The sequence below is a fragment of the Aeromonas sp. QDB03 genome, from assembly GCF_027707985.1.
GTDB lineage: Bacteria > Pseudomonadota > Gammaproteobacteria > Enterobacterales > Aeromonadaceae > Aeromonas > Aeromonas hydrophila.
In genome coordinates this window covers 624,852-645,568 of the sequence record NZ_JAPCJG010000001.1, presented here as the reverse complement: position 1 = coordinate 645,568, position 20,717 = coordinate 624,852, and the positions used below count along the sequence as shown (strand labels likewise).

Here is a 20,717-nt window from a genome sequence, read left to right as displayed (position 1 = left end):
GGGTGGGGATGAGCTTAGTGGGTGAGAGAACTAATTGATTGAATGGAATAATTAGTTTGATGGCATATAAAAGATGGTCAGGCTGGAAACCCGGCGGGTAGGAACCTGACATCACACACACGTTTTTGAGGCCATGAAAAAAGGGCCGCAAGGGCCCTTTCTCAACACGCTTTTGGTATCTGCAATCAGCTGAACAGATGATGGCTGATCAGGAACAGACCACCAGAGAGCAGCATGGTCAGCGGCAGGGTCAGCACCCAGGCCATCAGGATGGTCTTGATGGTCTGGCTCTGCAGGCCCGACTTGTTGGCCACCATGGTCCCCGCTACCGCAGAGGAGAGGATGTGGGTGGTCGATACCGGCATCCCGGTCAAGCTGGCCACCCCGATGGAGGCGGCAGCGGTGATCTGGGCGGCAATCCCCTGGCTGTAGGTCATGCCGGAGGAGCCAATCTTCTCGCCTACGGTGTAGACGATACGACGCCAGCCCACCATGGTGCCACAGCCCAGCGCCAGCGCGATGGAGACGATGACCCAGGTCGGTGCATATTCGGCAGTGGCCGTCAGATCCTTGCGCCATTTGGCAAGGTCCGTCAGCTCTTTGGCCGGCAGCGGCAGCTTGGACACCTTGCGAGCGGTATCGTCGATGCACAACAGCAGACGGCGCACTTCACGGCGATCGGTCAGGTCCATCTCTTCATAGGTCCGCACCTGGGCAAGACGATTGTCCAGCGTGGCCATGGCCTGCAGGGCACCATCGGCAGCACAGTGGGTCATCAACTCTTCCTGGGCCTGGGCAGGCACACTGAAGTTCACTACCTTGGAAACCTGCTCATGGTTGCGCTGATAGATCTCCATGATGCGCTGATTGGCATCCTGGGTGCGATCCAGGTCATAGGAACGGCTGTTCATGTCCAGTGCGAAATAGGCAGGAGCCATGCAGATCAGCACCAACATCACCAGACCAATGCCCTTCTGGCCATCGTTGGAACCGTGCACAAAGCTCACCCCCATGGCGGAGCAGATGAGGGTCACCCGCGCCCAGAACGGCGGATGCTTCTTGCCATCCACCAGCAGACGCTCTTCCGGGGTCTTGTGGATCTTGCTGCCCTGCCAGACACGTTTCATGGCAAACAGCAGCAGCGCAGCGATGATGAAACCGACGGTGGGAGAGATGATGAGGGAAAGCATGATGTCGATGGCTTTCGCGACGTTGATGCCTTCCTGCAGCGGTTGATGGCTGATCCAGGCATAGGCGCCGCCTACCCCCAGAATGGAACCGATCAGCGTGTGTGAGCTGGACGCCGGGATCCCGAAGAACCAGGTACCCAGATTCCACACGATGGCGGAAAACAGCAGGGAGAACACCATGATCAGACCCTGAGTGGAGTCCATCCCCAGCAGCAGATCGATGGGCAGCAGGTGGACAATGGCATAAGCCACGCCCAGACCACCCATCATGACCCCGGCAAAGTTGAACAGACCGGAGGCCACTACTGCCATGTGTGCCGGCATCGCCTTGGTATAGATAACCGTTGCTACCGCGTTGGCGGTATCGTGAAAGCCGTTGATGAATTCATAGGCCAACACAAAAAAAACGGCCAATACCAAACCGATTGACCACCACAAACCCAAACCACTAAACATTTCAAACATAAAAAACGAACCTGTTTATGAGTTGCGGCGGATTATGCCAGAAGGCTGGTAACGCCATACCCGTTGTTGAAATATTTCAGTAAGAAAAAAAAAGAGCATTCCGCCAGTAAATAGCTTAAAGCCAGTCAGCATGCGGCTTATCACAGATTAATTAAACAGACCTTGCCTGACAAAAACAGTCCCCAAACGGGAACAATTCATCATCAGTATGCCGCAGAGATCACTCTCACCGACCTCGGCTCCGTCAATTTTCGACCGACCGTATCGCCCTGTTTGTACAAATGGCAGGCAAGATCACTCCCTCGCCCTGCCCTCTTTGCCACATCCACCTGCCCAAGCGAATGGAGAAGGGCGCCAGCGGCGCCCTCTTTTAACACATTGCCGACGGCTCGACTGTCGATCCGATCTCAGTCCTGATTGATGCGACTGGCAACCGCACCCTGCTGGCTCTTGTACTTGGCGTTTTCCCGTTTGTTATAGGGACGCGCCGCCACACCTGAGAGCATCTCGAAGTTCAGCGCACCGATCTTCATCTTGGGGCGCAACGCCAGCGGCAGCTTGCCGCCGTTGTAGAACTCCAGCACGATGCGACCGGACCAGCCCGGATCGATGCGGTGCGCGGTCACGTGCACCATCAACCCGAGGCGGGCCAAGGACGAGCGGCCATCCAGCCAGCCCACGATGTCGGCCGGCAGGGTGACCGATTCGTAGGTCACCGCCAGGGCCAGCTGACCCGGGTGCAGATAGAAGGCTTCGCCATCCGGCACATGGATTTCATCGCTCATCACCCGATCGATGGCGTCGGCCATTTCGCTGCTGGGGCCGCTCAGATCGATATAGGGGGCGGTGTGATCGCGAAACACCCGAAACTCGTTGCCCAGCAGCACGTCGACGCTGACGCCGCTGATCCGTTCAATACCGGGTCTGGGCTCAATGACGATCTTGCCTTCATCTAGATGACGTTCGATATCGGTATCACAAAGACGCATTGGGCGACTCTCCTGACAAATTGTTCATTTAAAAAAGCCGGGCATCACCCGGCTTGATATCTCTCAACCAATCAACATGTGGCGGATACGCGCCTTGAGCATGTCGATGGCGATGCGGTTCTTGCCGCCACGGGGGACGATCACGTCCGCGTACTGCTTGGAAGGCTCGATAAACTGCAGGAACATGGGGCGTACCGTCTTCTGGTACTGCTTGAGCACCGAATCCATGGTCCGGCCACGTTCCTGCACGTCACGCACCAGACGGCGCAGCAGGCAGATGTCGAGCGGCGTATCCATGAAGATGGAGGCATCCATCAGATCCCGCAAGCGGCTGTCGGTAAGCAGCAGGATCCCTTCCAGAATGATCACCCGGCGCGGTGCGAACGGGGTCACTTCACTCATGCGGGTATGTTCGGTATAGGAGTATTGGGGAATATTGACCGCATCACCTTGCACCAGCTGGCTCAGGTGCTGGACCAGCAGGTCGTGATCCAGCGCGTTGGGGTGGTCATAGTTGGTTTTGACCCGCTCTTCCATGGTCAGGTGGGTCTGATCGCGGTAGTAGCAATCTTCGGTGATCACGCCAATCTGACCGGCTCCCAGCTCGGCCACCAGCTCTTCATAGATGGTTTGGGCTATAAGACTCTTGCCGGAAGCGGATGCACCAGCAATACCGATGATCACACACGAATGTTGAGTATCAGACATTGAAAATACCTAAAGAGAAGAGCAGTGGGGATGGTTTAAACCGATCCATTATATAAAAAAGGGTGAGCCATGCCCACCCTCAAATCCACCCCAGGCGGTCGACCGCCGATTATTCATCCAGCGCCATGGCATAGAGGGGGGTCGCAATCGGTTTACCGCTGAAATAGAGTTCAGCCCCCACCCGACGGGCCAGTTTCAGATAGGCCTCTGCCAGCTCCCCGGTCGGGGCGCCAAACACGGTCGGACAGCCATCGTCCATGTGCTGGCGGATGTCGATATGCAGCGGCAGCTGGCCAAGCAGCGCTACCTGATACTGTTCCGCCATCTTCTGGCCACCACCGGTACCGAACAGCGGCTCATGATGACCACAGGCGCTGCAGACGTGGTAACTCATGTTTTCGATGATGCCGAGCACCGGTACGCTGACCTTGTTGAACATGGCCAGTCCCTTGCGGGCATCCGCCAACGCCACGTCCTGCGGCGTGGTGACGATCACCGCCGCCGTGGTCGGCACCTGCTGGGCCAGGGTCAGCTGGATGTCGCCGGTACCCGGTGGCATGTCCACCACCAGATAGTCCACTTCACCCCAGCGGGTCTCGTGGAGGATCTGGGCCAGCGCCTTGCTCGCCATAGGGCCACGCCAGATGGTGGCATCCTGCTCGGCCACCAGATAGCCGATGCTGTTGCTCTTGAGGCCGCAGGCCATCACCGGCTCCATCAGCTTACCGTCAAGGCTGACGGGGCGCTCCTTCAAGGTCCCGGTCATGGTCGGAATGGAGGGGCCATAGATGTCGGCATCCAGAATGGCGACCCGCGCTCCCTCTTTTTGCAGCGCCAGCGCCAGGTTGACCGCGGTGGTGGACTTGCCCACCCCGCCCTTGCCGGAGGCGACCACGATGATGTTGCGAATGCCCTGCACCGCCGCCAGCCCTTGCGCTCGCGGCAGGCTGGCGACCTCGATTTCGCCCACCCAGTCGATACGGGTGGCCCCGCTGGCGCTGCGCAGACGAGCATCGAACTCCTGCTTGATCTGCTCAAACAGGGAGTGGCCTGCAAAGGGCAGCACCAGCTTGATGGTCAGCGTCGAGCCCTGTTTGTCGATGCTGCGCACGAAGCCGGCAGCCACCAGATCCTTGCCCCAGCCAGTTGGCTTAAATTCGGCGAGGATCTGTTTTACTGAATCAATCACCATTAACTCCTCATTATCTTGTCTTTATCTTGAGGTGAACGGTTACCGCACACAAATCAGTGGCTTGCCTGCTGGTCGACCAGCGTGTGCCGGCAGGGCGGACGAGCCACAACCCTAGGCAGGCTACCCCCAATTCGGGTAACATGCACGGCACTCTATCATCCCAACAAGCACATCAAGAACGACTATATGGCAACTGATCCTCGTACAATGCTGGTAACCTGCGCCCTTCCCTATGCCAATGGCTCCATCCATCTTGGCCACATGCTGGAACACATCCAGGCCGATATCTGGGTTCGTTATCAGCGAATGCGCGGTCACCAGGTGCACTTTGTCTGTGCCGACGATGCCCACGGCACCCCGATCATGCTCAAGGCCCAACAGCTGGGGATCACCCCGGAAGAGATGATCGCGGCCGTCTCCAAGGAGCACCAGGCCGACTTCGCCGGGTTCAACATCAGTTTTGACAACTATCACTCCACCCACAGCGACGAGAACCGCGAGCTGGCGGAGCTGATCTACGGCCGTCTGCAAGCCGGCGGCAAGATCAAGAGCCGCACCATCTCCCAGCTGTTCGATCCGGAAAAGTCCATGTTCCTGCCGGACCGCTTCGTCAAAGGCACCTGCCCCAAGTGCAAGTCCCCGGAGCAGTATGGCGACAACTGTGACAGCTGCGGCGCGACCTACAGCCCGACCGAGCTGATTGATCCGAAATCCGCCGTCTCCGGCGCCACCCCGGTGATGAAGGACTCCGAGCACTTCTTCTTCGACCTGCCGCAGTTTGAAAAATGGCTGGCAGAGTGGGTGCGCGGCTCCGGTGCCATTCAGGAAGAGATGGCCAACAAGATGCAGGAGTGGTTCGAGAGCGGCCTGCAGCAGTGGGACATCACCCGTGACGCCCCCTACTTCGGGTTCGAAATTCCCGGCGCCCCGGGCAAGTACTTCTACGTCTGGCTGGATGCCCCCATCGGTTACATGGCGTCGTTCAAGAACCTGTGCAACAAGCGCGGCGACATCGATTTCGACAGCTACTGGAAAGCGGACTCCGAAGCCGAGCTCTATCACTTCATCGGCAAGGACATCGCCTACTTCCACTGCCTGTTCTGGCCGTCCATGCTGGAAGGCGCGGGTTTCCGCAAGCCGACCAAGGTCAACGTGCACGGCTACGTGACCGTCAACGGCGCCAAGATGTCCAAGTCCAAGGGCACCTTCATCAAGGCATCCACCTATCTCAATCACCTGGATCCGGAGTGCCTGCGTTACTACTACGCCGCCAAGCTCAACAGCCGCATCGACGATCTGGACTTGAACCTCGATGACTTCGTCGCCCGCGTCAACGCCGACGTGGTCAACAAGCTGGTCAACCTCGCTTCCCGCAACGCCGGTTTCATCGCCAAGCGTTTCGACGGCAAGCTGGCCGCCACCTGCGCCGAGCCTGAGCTCTACGCCGAGTTCGCCAACGCCCGCACTGCCATTGCCGAAGCCTACGAGAGCCGCGAGTTCAGCCGCGCCATCCGCGAGATCATGGCGCTGGCCGACAAGGCCAACCGCTACGTGGATGACAAGGCTCCCTGGGTCATCGCCAAGCAGGAAGGCGCTGACGCCGAGCTGCAGGCGGTCTGCTCCGTCGGCATCAACCTGTTCCGGGTGCTGATGGCCTACCTCAAGCCGGTGATGCCGCTGCTGGCCGAGCGTGCCGAAGCCTTCCTGGGGGAAACCCTCAGCTGGGACGGTGTCGCCCAGCCGCTAACCAACCATCAACTGGCCCCGTTCAAGGCGCTGTTCTCCCGCATCGAACCGGCCAAAATCGAAGCCATGATCGACGCGTCCAAGGAAGATCTGGCCAAAGAACAGGCACCGAAAGCGAGCGGCCCACTGGTAGACGATCCCATCAGCGAGACCATCAGCTACGACGACTTCGCCAAGATTGACCTGCGCGTAGCCCTGATCAAGAAGGCCGAAGCCGTACCGGAAGCGGACAAACTGCTCAAGCTGCAGCTGGATATCGGCGGCGAGACCCGTCAGGTGTTTGCCGGCATCAAGTCCGCCTACAACCCGGAAGATCTGGAAGGCAAGCTGACCGTGATGGTGGCCAACCTGGCCCCGCGCAAGATGCGCTTTGGCATGTCCGAAGGCATGGTGCTGGCGGCAGGCCCGGGCGGCAAGGATCTCTGGATCCTGGAGCCGCAGGAAGGTGCCCAGCCCGGCATGCGCGTCAAGTAAGCACTGCCCGGTCATCAAGCAACGAGGGAGGCCTGCGGCCTCCCTTTTATTTGCCCTCTTCGCCCCCTTCCCTCTTTCCTCTCCCCACTGAACGCCCTGGGTGGTGAGCGCTTCACCCTTTCGGTGCTTGTTGCACCTGGGTAATTTGCCTAGACTGGCGATTCACTACGGGCCCATGGCCCCCTTCATCAGGCAAGGAGCAAGCATGATCACCTTATATGGCACCCCCGTCAGCCGGGCCCTGCGCGTATCCTGGTTACTGGAAGAGCTGGACGTGGCGTGGCAGTTCCAGTTTCTCGACTTCGCCAAGGGCGAGAACCGCAGCGACTGGTTTCTGACCCTCAACCCGAGCGGCAAGATGCCGGTGCTCAAGGACGGGGAGTTCGTGCTGACCGAATCTGCCGCCATCATGCAGTACCTGGCAGAGGTATATGGCCCGCACTGGCTGCCGGCCAGAGGGACCCAGGCCTCGGCGCTGCACGCTCAGTGGGTCAGTTTCATCACCTGCGAGCTGGAGCAGCCGCTGTGGACCATCGGCAAGCACCGCTTCGCCCTGCCCGAGGCCCAGCGTCTGCCGGCCATCTTCCCCACCGCCAAGTGGGAGTTCGACAAGGCGGCGGCCATCGCCGAATCCTGGGTGCCCGAGCAGGGTTACCTGCTGGGTGAGCAGGTAACCATCGCCGATCTGCTGCTGGCCCATACCCTGATGTGGGCCACCCGCTTCGAGCAGACAATTCCCCCCAAGCTGTCAGCCTATCGGGATCGTCTGGCCAAACGCCCCGCCCTGCAGGCGGTGCTGGCCAAGACCCAGGCCATCGCCGATGCCGCCCAGGCTGGCTGACTCAGAGTGCCATCGATGCAAACGGGAGCCTGTGTGGCTCCCGTTTTTCATGGCTGTTCGGCGTCATTGGCGTGGCAAGGCGCTCAATTGGTATGAAAGCCGCTCCCCTTGGGCGGTGGCGCCACTTCATACTCCATCCGGGTCACCTCGGCGGTACGCGGCCCGCGCTCCAGCCAGCCCAGCATCATTTGCACGCTCTGCTCCGGCCCGCAGATGAGGATCTCCACCGAGCCATCTTCCAGGTTGTAGGCGTGGCCCCGCAGCCCCAGTTGCAGCGCCCGCTCCCGGGTGAAGTAACGAAACCCCACCCCCTGAACCAGACCCCACACTCGCACGACAAACGATTGCTCTCCCATTTCTCACACCTTCCCCTTAAGAAATTTCCCCCCAAGGCGATAATGAGCGCGACACTCTCATCCCCTTGCAGGACGCAATACCATTATGAAAGAAGTAAAGTTTCGGTGGGTTGACCGTTATCTCATTCACCTCACGATCAGCGAAAAATTTCTCATCACCTTCTGGTGCCCGCTGCTGTTCATCGCTTTTCTCAGCTGGTATCTGCTGGCCGACGGCCACCAGCAACAGATGCAGCTGCGCCTGGATCAGCTCAAGCAGCGGGTCGAACTCAGTGCCCAGCTCTCAAGCCAGCACGCCGCTCTCACCCTGCCGGCCGAGCTCACCCTGAGCCCGACCGGCAGCACAGGGTTAACCCGGCAGGGCGACATCTATCGATACGGCGCCAGCGCCGGTCAAGCCGGGGTCGTCACCGGCACCCTGGATGCCTCCCGCTACTCCATGTGGGATGGTCAGGGCACCACGCTCACCATCATCGCCGTGCTGGCTGCCCTGCTGGCGCTGGTGACCCACTACCTGATGACCTTTGTCTCCGGTGCGCTCTACTCCACCAACAAGGCGTTGCAGACCGTGGCGGATGGCGATCTCACCTTCCGCCTCAACTTCTTCCCGGTGCGCGACGAGTTCTCCATTCTGGCGGGCAGCATCGACAGATTCACCGACCGCCAGCACAAGATAGTGCAACTGGTGGAAGAGTCCGCCGAGGCGCTCACCCTGGCTGCTGACGAGTTTCGCGATCATGCCAGCGAGGGTGAAACCATGGCCCGCTCCCAGCGCCAGCACATGGACTCCCTGGCCGCCGCCATGGAGCAGATGTCCGCCGCCATTCGCGAAGTGGCCCGCAACGCCAACGACACCCTGCAGCAGACCCGCCAGTCGAGCGAAGAGGCGGCCAACGGCGCCGCCCGGGTATCGCGCACCATCGCCGCCATCCGTACCCTGGCCGACGAGATCGGCAACGCCTCCGGCGCAGTGGAACGGCTGACCCACAACGCCAATCGCATCAACGAAGTGGTCAACGTCATCAACGCCATCTCCCAGCAGACCAACCTGCTGGCCCTCAATGCCGCCATCGAGGCGGCCCGCGCCGGCGAGCAGGGCCGCGGCTTCGCGGTAGTGGCCGACGAGGTACGCACCCTCGCCAGCCGCACCCAGCAGGCCACGGTGGAGATCCAGCAGATGATCGAAGAGCTGCAGGCCGGCACCGGCGCGCTGAACGACATCATGGAGAAAACCGTAGGTCGCGCCGCCAGCAGCCAGGCCTTGATCAGCGAAGTGGGGCTCGACATCGACAAACTCAGCAACCACAGCGATGCGGTGCTGGAGATGAGCACCCAGATCGCCACCTCCAGCGAACAACAGAGCTCGGTGGCCGAGGAGATCACCCGCAATCTGGATCAGGTGCGCCACGAAGCGGGCCAGGTGGAAGAGTCCGCCAGCGCCTCGGTGGCCGGCACCGCCGGCCTCAAGGCCACCGCCACCGAGTTGGCGCAGGCATTGAAAGGGCTAAAAATCTGATTAACAAGCTCCCAGAGCCTGACGCTATCTGCCAAGGTTGTTTGAGTTTTGCCAGCGGGCCACATAGAATGTGGCCCCTTTTCTTTTGACCATCTGGCAACCCCCATGAGCGCTTCCATCTATCTCGTCAAAGGCCGCGAAAAATCCCTGCTGCGTCGCCACCCCTGGATCTTCTCCAAGGGGATCGAGCGGGTACAGGGCAACCCCATCGATGGCGATACCGTCGAGATCTACACCCAGGATGGCAAGTGGCTCGCCCGCGGTGCCTGGTCCGGCAGCTCCCAGATCCGTGCCCGGGTCTGGACCTTCGACAAGGATGAAACCGTCGATCTCGACTTCTTCATCCGTCGCCTCAAATATGCCCAGGAGTCCCGCGACGGGCTCATCAAGCGTCAGGGCCTCACCGGCTATCGCCTCTGCGCCGCCGAATCCGACGGCCTGCCGGGTCTGACCATCGACCGCTACGCCGATTTTCTGGTGTGCCAAATTCTCTCCGCCGGTGCCGAGTTCCAGCGCGAGCTGATCACCCAAGCGCTGCGTACCCTCTACCCCGAGTGCAGCATCTATGAGCGCTCCGACGTGGCGGTACGCAAGAAGGAAGGGCTGAAAGAGCGCACCGGCGTCATCTATGGCGAGACCCCGACCGAGCCGGTGGTGATCGAGGAGAATGGCGGCGTCAAGATCCTGGTGGACATCCGCAACGGCCACAAGACTGGTTTCTATCTGGATCAACGGGACAACCGTCAGGCTGCCGCCAAGTACACCGAAGGCAAGCGGGTGCTCAACTGCTTCTGCTACACCGGTGGTTTTGGCGTCTACGCCCTCAAGGGCGGCGCCAAGGAAGTGGTCAACGTCGATCTCTCCCAGAATGCGCTGGATATCGCCCGCCAGAACGCCGAACTGAACGGGCTGGATACCAGCAATACCCAGTTCGTCCGTCACGACGTGTTCAAGCTGCTGCGTGAATACCGCGAGAAGGGCGAGAAATTCGATGTCATCGTGCTGGATCCGCCCAAGTTTGCCGAGAGCAAGGCCCAGCTGCTGGGCGCCTGTCGCGGCTACAAGGACATCAACATGCTGGCGTTCCAGCTGCTGGCACCGGGTGGCGTGCTCTTGACCTACTCCTGCTCCGGCCTGATGGAACAGAGCCTGTTCCAGAAAATTGTCGCCGATGCGGCGCTCGACGCCGGTCGCGATGCCCAGATCCTGGAGCTCTTGTCCCAGGCATCCGATCACCCCATCGGTACCGCCTATCCGGAAGGCTTCTACCTCAAGGGGCTGGTGGTGCGCGCCCGCTAAGCCGAGCAGACCAGCGCAGCCCCCCTTGTCCCCGGTTCCAGCTCCAAGCCAGGACTGGATCCGGCAAGCCATCAAAAAGCCCGCGATCAAAGCGGGCTTTTTTTATGCGGCCGCCAAAGAGATAACCTCACCCCCGACTTTGCCACCAACAGCGATGGTTACTCCTACCTCTCCTCTTCGACTGACCACAGCCATCCTCAATCTGAAATTGCCGCCTCGTTAGCCCGATCCTCATCTCTCTTTCACCCCAGGCATGGCATACACAGTCCGCCAGCAGAGACATGCCCGGTATTTGTTTTATGCAAAAACATGAAATATTACGCATCAACATTAAAAATTCCTCGGGGAAATATCGGCCATAAACGCATACTCACTCACCTGAATGAATATCACTGTTTTTTTCCCTGCAGTCGATGCCGCCATGCCCCTGTCCGCCTCGCACATTGCCCGGGGCGGCAATGCCCGCCCGCCACAAACCATTCCGTTCAGTCACGCGCCGGCGCGCCCAGCGGAAAATAGTGTCGAAATGGCCTGCCCTCCTCCACTACCCGCACGATGGAGGGATGGCTAAGCAACCGGGCGCGATAGGCACGCAGACGGCCATAGCCAACGGGGATCTCGTGGGCCCAGTCGGCGTAGAAGAGCGAGGGGGCGGCGGCGCAATCGGCCAGCGTGAAGCCAGCGCCGGCAATCCAGTGGCGCCCTTCGAGCCGCAGATCGAGCCAGGGGTAGATCTGATCGAGCAGCTCGCGGGCCTCCACTACGCCATAGCGGTCGCGATCCGCGACCGGGCGCAGTGCATCCAGCACCACTTTTTGCATCGGCGTCATCACATAGTTGTCGAAGACGCGATCCAGCATATGCACCTCCAGACCCGCATCGCCAGGCGGGATCAGGCTGACGGGGCCCGGGTGGTGCGCCTGCAGATGGGCGACGATGGTGCTGCTCTCGAGAATGCAGCGACCGTCATCGAGCAACACGGGAAAGCGCTTGAGTGGCCACAGGGCGGCAAGTTCGGCGTTGGCCGCCGGCTCTTCGAGATTCAGGTATTCGAACGGGGTGGCATTCTCGTAGAGGGCGATCAGCACCTTCTGGCTGTAGGATGAGAAAGGATGGGCATAGAGTTTCATCGGGACAATCCTTGCACGCTGATGGATGACTTCCCTAGTCTAGATCCCCTCTTCACCTTCGCTGCAGCGCTTATTCCTTGCTGGTTTTTGGATGATAAATGCGCATTCATGATGACAATCACACCCGTATGGCTCTCTTTTAGGTAGGGTGATCCCGCCTGTGGCCGCCAAGCCGGGGCAGCCGACTCATCAGGGTTGATGAGCGGCACCACAACAAAAATCGATGTCAGGCCAAGCTGAACATCATCAAGGATCCCGTCATGAATCAATCATTGCCGCTGTTGACGCCGCTGCGGGGCATCGCTGCTCTGATGGTGGTGCTGTTCCACGCCCGCTTGCTGCTCTTTCCCCAGTGGATGGAGTCGATCGCCGGCCACACCCAACTCATCGAGAACGGCTACCTCTGGGTCGATCTGTTCTTTATCTTGAGCGGACTGGTGCTGGCCCACGTCTACGGGGAAGCCTTCGCCCGCTCGCCCCGCACCATAAGTTATGGCCGCTTCCTCTGGCTGCGGCTGACCCGGGTTTATCCCCTCTATCTGGTGACTCTGCTGCTGCTGGTGGGCTGGGAGCTCTACAAGGCCCACCATGGGATTGGCTTCTACGCCGGCCCCCTGTTCAAGATGTGGGAGTGGGAGGGGATGCCTCCTTTCGGCTCGCCCTTTACCCCGGCCGAGGCGCTGCCAAGCAGCCTGTTGCTGCTGCAGGTGGTAACCGATCACGGGTTGACCTGGAACTTCGCCGCCTGGTCGCTCAGCGTGGAGTGGATCAGCTATCTGTTGTTTCCGCTGCTCATCCCGCTCGCCGTCACCCGCAGCCGCTGGAGCAACCTCGCCCCCTTGCTGGCCCTGACGGTGCTGGCCTTTATCGTGCACAGCCGCGGCACCCTGGATGTCACCAGCGGGGCGCTGGCCATCGGGCGCGGGGTAAGTGAATTCGTGCTCGGGCTCTGGCTGCTGCCGAAGGTCAAGGCTGCCCGCCAGTGGCCCATGATGCAGCAGGATCTGCCGCTGCTGCTCGCCTTTCTACTCCCCTTCGCGCTGATGCAGTTCACCATGACGCCGCAGCTGACTCTGCTGCTGATCAGCGCCTACGTGTTGCTGATCTGGATTGCCGCCTGCCAGGGTGATCGCCAGAGCCCGCTGCTGCGCCTCCTGGATAACCGCTTCACCAACTGGCTGGGGGATCTCTCCTACTCCATCTACCTGCTGCACGCCCTGGTGCTGCTCACCGGCTGCGAGCTTGTCCACTATCTGGCGCCAGGGCTCACCGCGTGGTGGTACGCCCAGACCAACCCCTTGCTGGGTGTACTAGCCACCTTGTTGATGCTGGCTGTGCTGATCGGGCTCTCGGCGCTGAGCTACACCCTGCTGGAGCGGCCGCTGCAACGGCGCCTGCGCCGGCTCGGCAAAACTCGCCAGCCGGTAATGGAGCAAGCCGGCTAAGTTCCCCACCAAAAGATGGCCCCGATGGCAGCATGGCTCGCCTTCGGGGCTACGCCGGGGGAGGACCTTGCCGGCGTCATGCCCAACGGCTCCCTTCCTCTAAACCCGCCAATTCCCTGCGCTTTGTGTGAATTCCAGTTCGAACCTGAAAGACCATTTATGGCATAATGGCCCGTCCTGTGGCCCTTGGCGGGGCTGCGCCGGCGCATCTGTCGCCTCTCCTCCCCCGTCCTGCCAGACTGCCTTGCACGGCTGCCTGACATCGCTGCGCTCAAAGCCAGCCAAGGCCACCCGAATTTCGCGCGCATACGCGCACATTTGACGGCTCCACAGAGCCGCTGCACTTATTTTTACACGCAAGTTTGCACACACAAGGGGAAAGTATGTCTTCCATTCGTCTGACCCAATACAGCCACGGCGCTGGCTGCGGCTGCAAAATCTCTCCCAAGGTGCTCGACACCATTCTCAAAAGCCAGATCCCGGGCTTTGACGACCCGACGCTGGTGGTCGGCAACAGCAGCAAGGATGACGCGGCCGTGGTCGATATCGGCAACGGTCAGGGTATCGTCTCCACCACCGACTTCTTCATGCCCATCGTCGATGATCCCTTCACCTTCGGCCGTATCGCCGCCACCAACGCCATCAGCGATATCTACGCCATGGGCGGCAAACCCATCGTCGCCATCGCCATCCTCGGCTGGCCCATCAACACCCTGGCGCCGGAAGTGGCCCAGCAGGTGATCGACGGCGGCCGTCAGGTGTGCCACGAAGCGGGAATTTCTCTGGCTGGCGGCCACAGCATCGATGCCCCCGAGCCCATCTTCGGCCTCGCGGTGACCGGTATCGTGCCGCTCAATGCCATCAAGCAGAACGACACCGCCAAGGTGGGTGACACCCTCTATCTGACCAAGCCGCTTGGCATCGGCATCCTCACCACCGCCCAGAAGAAGGGCAAGCTCAAACCCGAGCACGAACAACTGGCCCCCAACGCCATGTGCACCCTCAACAAGATTGGCCAGCGCTTTGCCGAGCTGCCCGGTGTGCATGCCATGACCGACGTGACCGGCTTTGGCCTGGCCGGCCATCTGCTGGAGATGTGCGAAGGTTCCGGCGTCAGCGCCCGCCTCGACTTCAAGGCGCTGCCGCTGCTGGACGAGGTGGATTACTACCTGAGTGAGGGCTGCGTACCGGGCGGTACCCTGCGCAACTTCGACTCCTATGGTGACAAGCTGGACGCCATGGATGATCGCACCCGCAACATCCTGTGCGACCCGCAGACCAGCGGCGGCCTGCTGGTAGCCGTCGGTAAAGAAAGTGAAGCCGAGCTCCTCGCCATTGCCGCACAGGCAGGGTTGACCCTCTCCCCCATCGGCCAGCTGCAGGCCCGCACCGGCAACCAGTTCATCGAGGTTGTCCAATGAGTGCACTGCCACTGGCCACGGATTACGCCCGGATTTTTCTCGATGACGTTCCGCTCATCGACCTGCGCGCCCCCATCGAGTTCAAGGAGGGGGCCTTCCCCTGCTCGACCAATCTGCCATTGATGACGGATGATGAGCGGGCCCAGGTCGGCACCTGCTTCAAGCAGCAGGGGCAGGCGGCCGCCATCGCACTGGGCCATCAACTGGTCGGTGGCGCCGTGCGGGCCGAACGCCTCGAGGGCTGGCTGGCTCAGCTGCGTCAGCAGCCGGATGCCGTGCTCTACTGCTTTCGCGGCGGCCTGCGCTCGCAAACGGTGCAGCAGTGGCTGCATGAAGCTGGAGTCACCCGCCCGCGGATCGCCGGCGGCTACAAGGATCTGCGCCGCTTCCTCATCGATACCCTCGACGGGGCGGCGGCAGAGTGCCAATGGACCGTGCTGACCGGCATGACCGGCTCCGGCAAGACCCACATGCTGGCCGAGGTGGCCCAGGCACTGGATCTGGAAGGCCATGCCCATCACAGGGGGTCGTCGTTTGGCCAGCTGCCCGGCGGCCAGCCCAGCAACATCAACTTTGAAAACAATCTGGCCATCGAGCTGCTCAAGCGTCGCCATCAGGGCGAGCAGGCGTTCGTGGTGGAGGACGAGAGCCGCCTCATCGGCCGCTGCTGCCTGCCCAATCCACTGTTCGATGCCATGAGCCAGGCGCCGCTGGTGGTGGTCGAGGTGCCGCAAGAAGAGCGCGCCGAACAGATCCGCCAGGACTATGTGCACGATCTCTGGCTGCGCTATCAGGCGATGTTTGGCGCCGAAGAGGGCTGGCCACTGTTTGCCGCCTACCTCACCGATGCACTGGCCAGACTCAAACGCCGGCTTGGCGATCAGGCCCATCGCGAGCTGGACGCCCTGATGCAGAACGCGCTCACCGAGCAGGCCAGCAGCGGTGATACCTCGCTGCACCTGGCCTGGATCACCCTGTTGCTGACCCGCTATTACGATCCCATGTATCTTTACCAGCTTGGCAACAAGCGCGAACGCATCATCTTCCAAGGTGACAAGCAGGCTTGCCTCGACTTCTTTGCCGAGCAGCGCGCCTGAATCAGCGGCCCATCAAGAGGACCCCATATGTTGAAATTCGAGGTGATCCCGGTCACCCAGTTTGCCCAGAACTGCTCCCTTATCTGGTGTGACGAGACCCATCAGGCCGCCCTCATCGATCCGGGCGGCGAAGCGGACAAGCTGCTGACCGCCATCGCCAAACGCGGGCTGACCCTGACCCATATCCTGCTGACTCACGGTCATCTGGATCACGTGGGTGCCGCTGCCGAGCTGCGGGAGAAAACCGGGGTGGCCATCACCGGCCCCCACAAAGAGGATGCGTTCTGGCTCGACATGCTGCCCCAGCAGAGCCAGATGTTCGGCTTCGCCCATACCCCCGCGTTCACGCCGGATCACTGGCTTGAGCAAGGTGACAAGGTAAAGGTGGGTCAATGCGAGCTGGAGGTGTACTTCTGCCCTGGCCACACTCCGGGCCATGTGGTACTGCTCTCTCAGACCGAGCGACTCGCCTGGGTGGGTGACGTGCTGTTTGCCGGCAGCATAGGTAGGACCGACTTTCCCCGTGGCGATCACGGGACGCTCATCAAGTCGATCACCGAGACCCTGCTGCCCCTTGGCGATGACATTGTCTTCATCCCCGGCCACGGTCCCAGCTCGACATTCGGCCGCGAGCAGGCAAGCAATCCCTACCTGACACAACCTATCTGGTGATCCCCCGCTCCTCGCGGGTGTCCCACTGGGCCTTGAGGCGCAAGATCTCCGGCATGATCTCGAGAAAACAGGCGAGCAGCCGGGGATCAAAGTGCTGGCCGGCACCGTCACGCATCGTCGCCAACACCTGCTCCAAAGGCCAGGGATCCTTGTAAGGGCGACGCACGCTCAAGGCGTCAAACACATCGGCGATGGCCACGATCCGCGATGCCTCGGGGATCCCTTCACCGGTCTCTCCTGCGGGGTAACCCGAACCGTCCCACTTCTCGTGGTGATGCAGGGCAATCTCTGCCGCCATCCGGAAGATGAGCCCGTCTGAGCGCTTCAAGATTTCGTAACCGATGCGCGGGTGGGTGCGCATGATGGCCCACTCCTCTTCGGTGAGAGGACCGGGCTTCTTGAGGATATGATCGGGGATCCCAATCTTGCCCATGTCGTGCATGGGGGCCGCCAGCTCCAGTAGCTCGGACTGATCCGAACTCCAGCCCGCCGCGTCGGCCAGGGCTCGGGCATAGGCGGCCATGCGCCAGATATGTACCCCGGTGTCGGTGTCGTTGTAGTGACCCGCCTCGCTCAACATCACGATGGCGGTGCGGTAGCTGCGCTCGAGCTGATCGAGGCGCACCAGCGAGAGGTGAGTACGCACCCTGGCGCGCACCGTGCTTGGGCAGACCGGCTTGTAAATGTAATCCACCCCGCCCGCTTCGAACCCCTGGCTCTCGCTGTCCGTGTTGTCGCTCGCCGTGATGAACAGCACCGGGATCCCGGCGTGAGCCGGATCGGCCTTGAGCCGGCGGCACACCTCGTAGCCGTCCATGTCAGGCATGCGCACGTCAAGCAGGATCAGGGCCGGTTCGTGGCGCGCCACGGCGGCCAGCCCCTCCTCGCCGCCTTTGGCGAAAAAGAGGCTGTACTCCTCCTTGAGGATTTGCCGCAACAGCCCGAGGTTGCTCGGCTCGTCGTCGATGATCAGCACTCGCGGTCGATTCATGATCCAGGTGCCTCCCGATTATCCAGATACCCCTCCAGCTTGCAGGTCGCGAGCTGGATGTCGAACAGCTCCAGGGCCGCACCGATCTCGCTCACCAGCTCAGCAGGCAAGTAACTCTTGGCCTGGCCCAGCGCCGGTTCAATCAGTTCCAGATCCTCGCTTACAAGTGCCTCACGCAGGGCGTGCAGGCACACCTCCTGCGCCTCGCCCTGCGCCAGCGGGGAGCTGACAGCCCCCGGCTCGCGTCCGGCATAGAGGTCGATGGCCTGCTGCGCCCGTTCCAGTGCCTCCAGGAACGGAGCTATCAGCTGACTGGTGTCTCCCCCCTGCTCGATGGCCTCATTCAGTTCTGCGCTGATGCGCGCCACATCGGTGAGCGACAGGCTGCCCGCCACCCCCTTGAGCTTGTGTGTCAGGCTCGCGGCTGCATCAGTCTCGTGCTGGGCGATGTAGTCCGGCAGCACGGTACCGACCGTCATGTAGTCATCACGGAATCGGCGCAGGTATTTGAGATAGACGGAGGCCTCGCCCCAGTTGCGAAGCCCGGTATCGATATCGATGCCGGCTACCGGCTCCACGGCAGGTGGCGCGTCGTTGATCGTGAGCGGCACCACGCTGTCGGGCAGGTAACGCAGCAGGGTCGCAATGAGCTGCTCCACATCGAGCGGCTTGGCGATGAAATCGTTCATGCCACAGGCCAGCGCCGCCTCGCGTTGATCCTTGAACACCCCGGCGGTGAGTGCCAGCACAGGCGTCTCCTTGTGTCCCGGCAGCTGACGCAGGCGACGGGTCGCCTCGTAGCCATCCATCACCGGCATCTGCACGTCCATGAGCACCAGATCGATACGCTGCGTCGGGTTGGCAAGACAGGCCAGGGCCCGCTCCCCGTCGATGGCGGTGATCACCTCGGCCCCCTCCCGCTGCAACAGGCGGGTTGCCACCTCCAGGTTGATGTCGCTGTCATCGACCAGCAGTATGTGAACGCCAGGCAGGCGCAGACGGCGCTGGCCGCTCTCCAGCAGATCCACATGCTCGCGCTTCTCATGAATGAGGCGCGCCACCGCGTTGTAGAGGCTGGAGCCGGTGACCGGCTTGTGCAGCACCAGATCCACCTGCTCTGAGCCGGGGCGGCGCATCAACTCTTCCTGGGAATAGGCCGTTGCCATGATGATGATGGGCGAACGATCCTGCTGCTCGAAGGCTTGGCGAATGGCCACGCAGGTCTCGAGACCGTCCATGCCCGGCATGATCCAGTCGAGCAGGATCACATCGAAACGCTCCCCCTGCCGCAGCAGATGGTGCAAGGCCTGTTCGCCCGACTCCACCACCCGTGACTGCCAGCCGAGGGAGCCCACCGTCATCGACAGGGTGTCGCGGGTCACCTGGTTGTCGTCGGCGATAAGCAACGAAACGTGCTGCAGCCGCTCGTGGAAAGCCTCGGGCCGCTCTACCTGCTCCAGCCGGACGCGGAACCAGAACTCGCTCCCCTTGCCCAGTTCGCTGATAACGCCGATGTCGCCCCCCATCAGGTTCACCAGACGGCGACTGATGGTCAGGCCGAGCCCGGTTCCTCCAAAACGGCGGCTGGTGGAGGAGTCGGCCTGGGAGAAGGCATTGAAGATGTTGGCCTGCTGCTCGGGCGGAATGCCGATCCCGGTGTCACGCACCCGAAACAGCAAGGTGGCCATGCCGTCTTGCTCGGCTTCCAGCTCGACCTTGACCTCCACCTCCCCGCGCTCGGTGAACTTGATGGCGTTGCCGGTCAAGTTGAGCAATATCTGCTCGAGGCGCAGGGCGTCCCCAACCAGGTGGGCGGCCTGCTCGGGGGCGCTGCTCACCACCAGCTCGAGGTGCTTGTTGCCAACGCAGGTGGACATGATGGCTGCCACATGATCGAGCACCTCTTCCAGGCTGAATGGCACCTGCTCGAGCTCGAGCCGGCCCGATTCAATCTTGGAAAAATCGAGGATGTCATTGATGATCCCGAGCAGAGCCTGCCCGGCCTGATGGATCTTGCGTACCAGGGCGCGCTGGCCATCGTCGAGCCCCCCCTGTTCGAGCAGGTAAGCCAACCCCATGATGGCGTTCATGGGGGTGCGGATCTCGTGGCTCATGTTGGCGATGAAATCCCCTTTGACCCGCGCCAGTCTGGCCGCCTCCTGCTGCGCCAGCTGCTCCCGATGCCGGCTGAGCACCAGCGAGGCCACTGCGGCGCCGAACAACAACAGCAAGATGGCGCAAGTGGCCGAGATGATCCCCCAGATATGAGTGCGAATGGCCAGCAGCTCGCTGCGTGGCACCATGGAGGCAGCCTTCCAGGCCAGCTGATCGTGATTCAGTGCCGGGTACAGCGTGGTCCAGCTCCACAGACCGTCGGCGAGTTCAACCTGGCCGCTCGAAGCCCCCAAGAATGCCTGCCAGGCCTGGGGAGAAAACTGCTTCAAGGTGAGGTCCGGACGCTCGAGCATGAAGCCCCACTCCTGTGCCGGATCCGGGCTGCGCAGCCAATAGCCATCCTGATTGAGCAGCATGGTGTGATCGGCGGCCCTGCCACTGCTGTTGGCAAATACCTTGAGCATACGGCCGGCCTGCACGTTGATGAGCAGCAAGCCCAGATCGCGATCCCCCAGGCGCAGGCGCTTGGCAATACGGATCATGGGATTGAAGGGGCGATCGATCACCCCCTGCTCGACGTTGAGATCGAGCGGCGAGACGTAGATCCGCTCCCAAGGCAGCGCCATGGCATCACGGAAATAGTAGCGATCCTTTTTGTTTTGCAGCTGGTCATCGGGCACACGCTGCAGATGCTGGCCCTGACGATTGAAGCGCACCAACTCCATGCCATCGGGCGCCAGCCAACGCACCTGGGCGTAGTCGGGATTGCGGTTCATCAGCACGGTAAACTGGGCGGCAATGTTGTCACGCTCGTTGCGCCCCGCCGCCTCGAGCAGGATGGGTTCTTCAGACATGCTGCGCACATGGCGCAGCGGCACCGCCAGTTCGTCGTCGAGACGACCGCTGGCGAGCGACAGGAAGGTGCTCTCATCGCTGCGTACACGGTAGAGCTCGCGCTCGATCAGTGCGTCACCCAGCAGATACCCACCCACCAAAACCAGTACCAGAATGGGTGTGAACAGCAGGAAATATCCCCGTATGATTCCCTTCATCACGGTCAACATTACCCC

16 protein-coding genes are annotated in these 20,717 nt (G+C 61.4%); 8 read left to right on the top strand and 8 right to left on the bottom strand.

What is annotated here, in order from left to right:
- Window positions 1-185: 185 nt before the first annotated feature.
- The 4 genes from PG900_RS02885 to apbC all read right to left on the bottom strand — a co-directional run bounded on the left by PG900_RS02885 (window position 186) and on the right by apbC (window position 4,544).
- On the bottom strand, window positions 186-1,655 hold the full coding sequence (locus tag PG900_RS02885; protein ID WP_270799899.1) for an inorganic phosphate transporter: 1,470 nt from the start codon (window positions 1,653-1,655) through the stop codon (window positions 186-188).
- A gap of 407 nt (window positions 1,656-2,062) precedes the next feature.
- Entirely contained in the window at window positions 2,063-2,644 is a 582-nt protein-coding gene (gene dcd / locus PG900_RS02880; protein WP_011706092.1) for a dCTP deaminase, read from the bottom strand.
- Window positions 2,645-2,707: 63 nt separating this feature from the next.
- Complete coding sequence (udk, locus tag PG900_RS02875) at window positions 2,708-3,352, bottom strand: uridine kinase (protein ID WP_011706091.1); 645 nt, start codon at window positions 3,350-3,352, stop codon at window positions 2,708-2,710.
- 109 nt (window positions 3,353-3,461) lie between these two features.
- Window positions 3,462-4,544, bottom strand: coding sequence for an iron-sulfur cluster carrier protein ApbC (gene apbC, locus PG900_RS02870; RefSeq protein WP_270799901.1), 1,083 nt, complete (start codon window positions 4,542-4,544; stop codon window positions 3,462-3,464).
- Between the two features lie 186 nt (window positions 4,545-4,730).
- Between apbC and metG the strand changes: the two genes are divergently transcribed.
- Window positions 4,731-6,764 carry a methionine--tRNA ligase gene (metG, locus tag PG900_RS02865; RefSeq protein WP_043162738.1) on the top strand — a complete coding sequence of 678 codons (2,034 nt, stop codon included), beginning with the start codon at window positions 4,731-4,733 and terminating at the stop codon, window positions 6,762-6,764.
- Window positions 6,765-6,969: 205 nt separating this feature from the next.
- On the top strand, window positions 6,970-7,605 hold the full coding sequence (locus PG900_RS02860) for a glutathione S-transferase family protein (protein ID WP_270830884.1): 636 nt from the start codon (window positions 6,970-6,972) through the stop codon (window positions 7,603-7,605).
- An 83-nt stretch (window positions 7,606-7,688) separates the two neighbouring features.
- Here PG900_RS02860 and PG900_RS02855 read toward each other — a convergent pair whose 3' ends face one another.
- Window positions 7,689-7,961 (bottom strand): acylphosphatase, encoded by a 273-nt coding sequence (locus PG900_RS02855; RefSeq protein WP_005300975.1) that lies wholly within the window; start codon window positions 7,959-7,961, stop codon window positions 7,689-7,691.
- A gap of 85 nt (window positions 7,962-8,046) precedes the next feature.
- On the opposite strand from PG900_RS02855, the gene PG900_RS02850 reads away from it, so the two are divergent.
- The gene (locus tag PG900_RS02850) at window positions 8,047-9,477 is read left to right on the top strand and encodes a methyl-accepting chemotaxis protein (protein WP_270830883.1); all 1,431 of its coding nucleotides are present in this window, start codon (window positions 8,047-8,049) and stop codon (window positions 9,475-9,477) included.
- Window positions 9,478-9,582: 105 nt separating this feature from the next.
- The gene (locus tag PG900_RS02845; RefSeq protein ID WP_029300865.1) at window positions 9,583-10,776 is read left to right on the top strand and encodes a class I SAM-dependent methyltransferase; all 1,194 of its coding nucleotides are present in this window, start codon (window positions 9,583-9,585) and stop codon (window positions 10,774-10,776) included.
- A gap of 485 nt (window positions 10,777-11,261) precedes the next feature.
- Here the strand turns inward: PG900_RS02845 and PG900_RS02840 are convergent, their stop codons facing one another.
- Complete coding sequence (locus tag PG900_RS02840) at window positions 11,262-11,906, bottom strand: glutathione S-transferase family protein (RefSeq protein ID WP_227291399.1); 645 nt, start codon at window positions 11,904-11,906, stop codon at window positions 11,262-11,264.
- Between the two features lie 260 nt (window positions 11,907-12,166).
- Between PG900_RS02840 and PG900_RS02835 the strand changes: the two genes are divergently transcribed.
- From PG900_RS02835 to PG900_RS02820, 4 genes are all read left to right on the top strand, one after another.
- The gene (locus PG900_RS02835; RefSeq protein WP_270830882.1) at window positions 12,167-13,351 is read left to right on the top strand and encodes an acyltransferase family protein; all 1,185 of its coding nucleotides are present in this window, start codon (window positions 12,167-12,169) and stop codon (window positions 13,349-13,351) included.
- A gap of 383 nt (window positions 13,352-13,734) precedes the next feature.
- Window positions 13,735-14,772, top strand: a complete 1,038-nt coding sequence (gene selD / locus PG900_RS02830; protein WP_016350735.1) for a selenide, water dikinase SelD — start codon at window positions 13,735-13,737, stop codon at window positions 14,770-14,772.
- Window positions 14,769-15,869 carry a tRNA 2-selenouridine(34) synthase MnmH gene (mnmH, locus tag PG900_RS02825; RefSeq protein WP_270830881.1) on the top strand — a complete coding sequence of 367 codons (1,101 nt, stop codon included), beginning with the start codon at window positions 14,769-14,771 and terminating at the stop codon, window positions 15,867-15,869. The genes selD and mnmH overlap by 4 nt, the downstream gene beginning before the upstream one ends.
- A gap of 27 nt (window positions 15,870-15,896) precedes the next feature.
- On the top strand, window positions 15,897-16,541 hold the full coding sequence (locus PG900_RS02820; protein WP_024945381.1) for an MBL fold metallo-hydrolase: 645 nt from the start codon (window positions 15,897-15,899) through the stop codon (window positions 16,539-16,541).
- Here PG900_RS02820 and PG900_RS02815 read toward each other — a convergent pair.
- Complete coding sequence (locus PG900_RS02815; protein ID WP_270830880.1) at window positions 16,531-17,532, bottom strand: response regulator; 1,002 nt, start codon at window positions 17,530-17,532, stop codon at window positions 16,531-16,533. The two genes, PG900_RS02820 and PG900_RS02815, sit on opposite strands and share 11 nt — an antisense overlap.
- The gene (locus PG900_RS02810) at window positions 17,529-20,699 is read right to left on the bottom strand and encodes a hybrid sensor histidine kinase/response regulator (protein WP_270830879.1); all 3,171 of its coding nucleotides are present in this window, start codon (window positions 20,697-20,699) and stop codon (window positions 17,529-17,531) included. Before PG900_RS02810 ends, PG900_RS02815 begins: the two co-directional genes overlap by 4 nt.
- Between the last annotated feature and the right edge of the window lie 18 nt (window positions 20,700-20,717).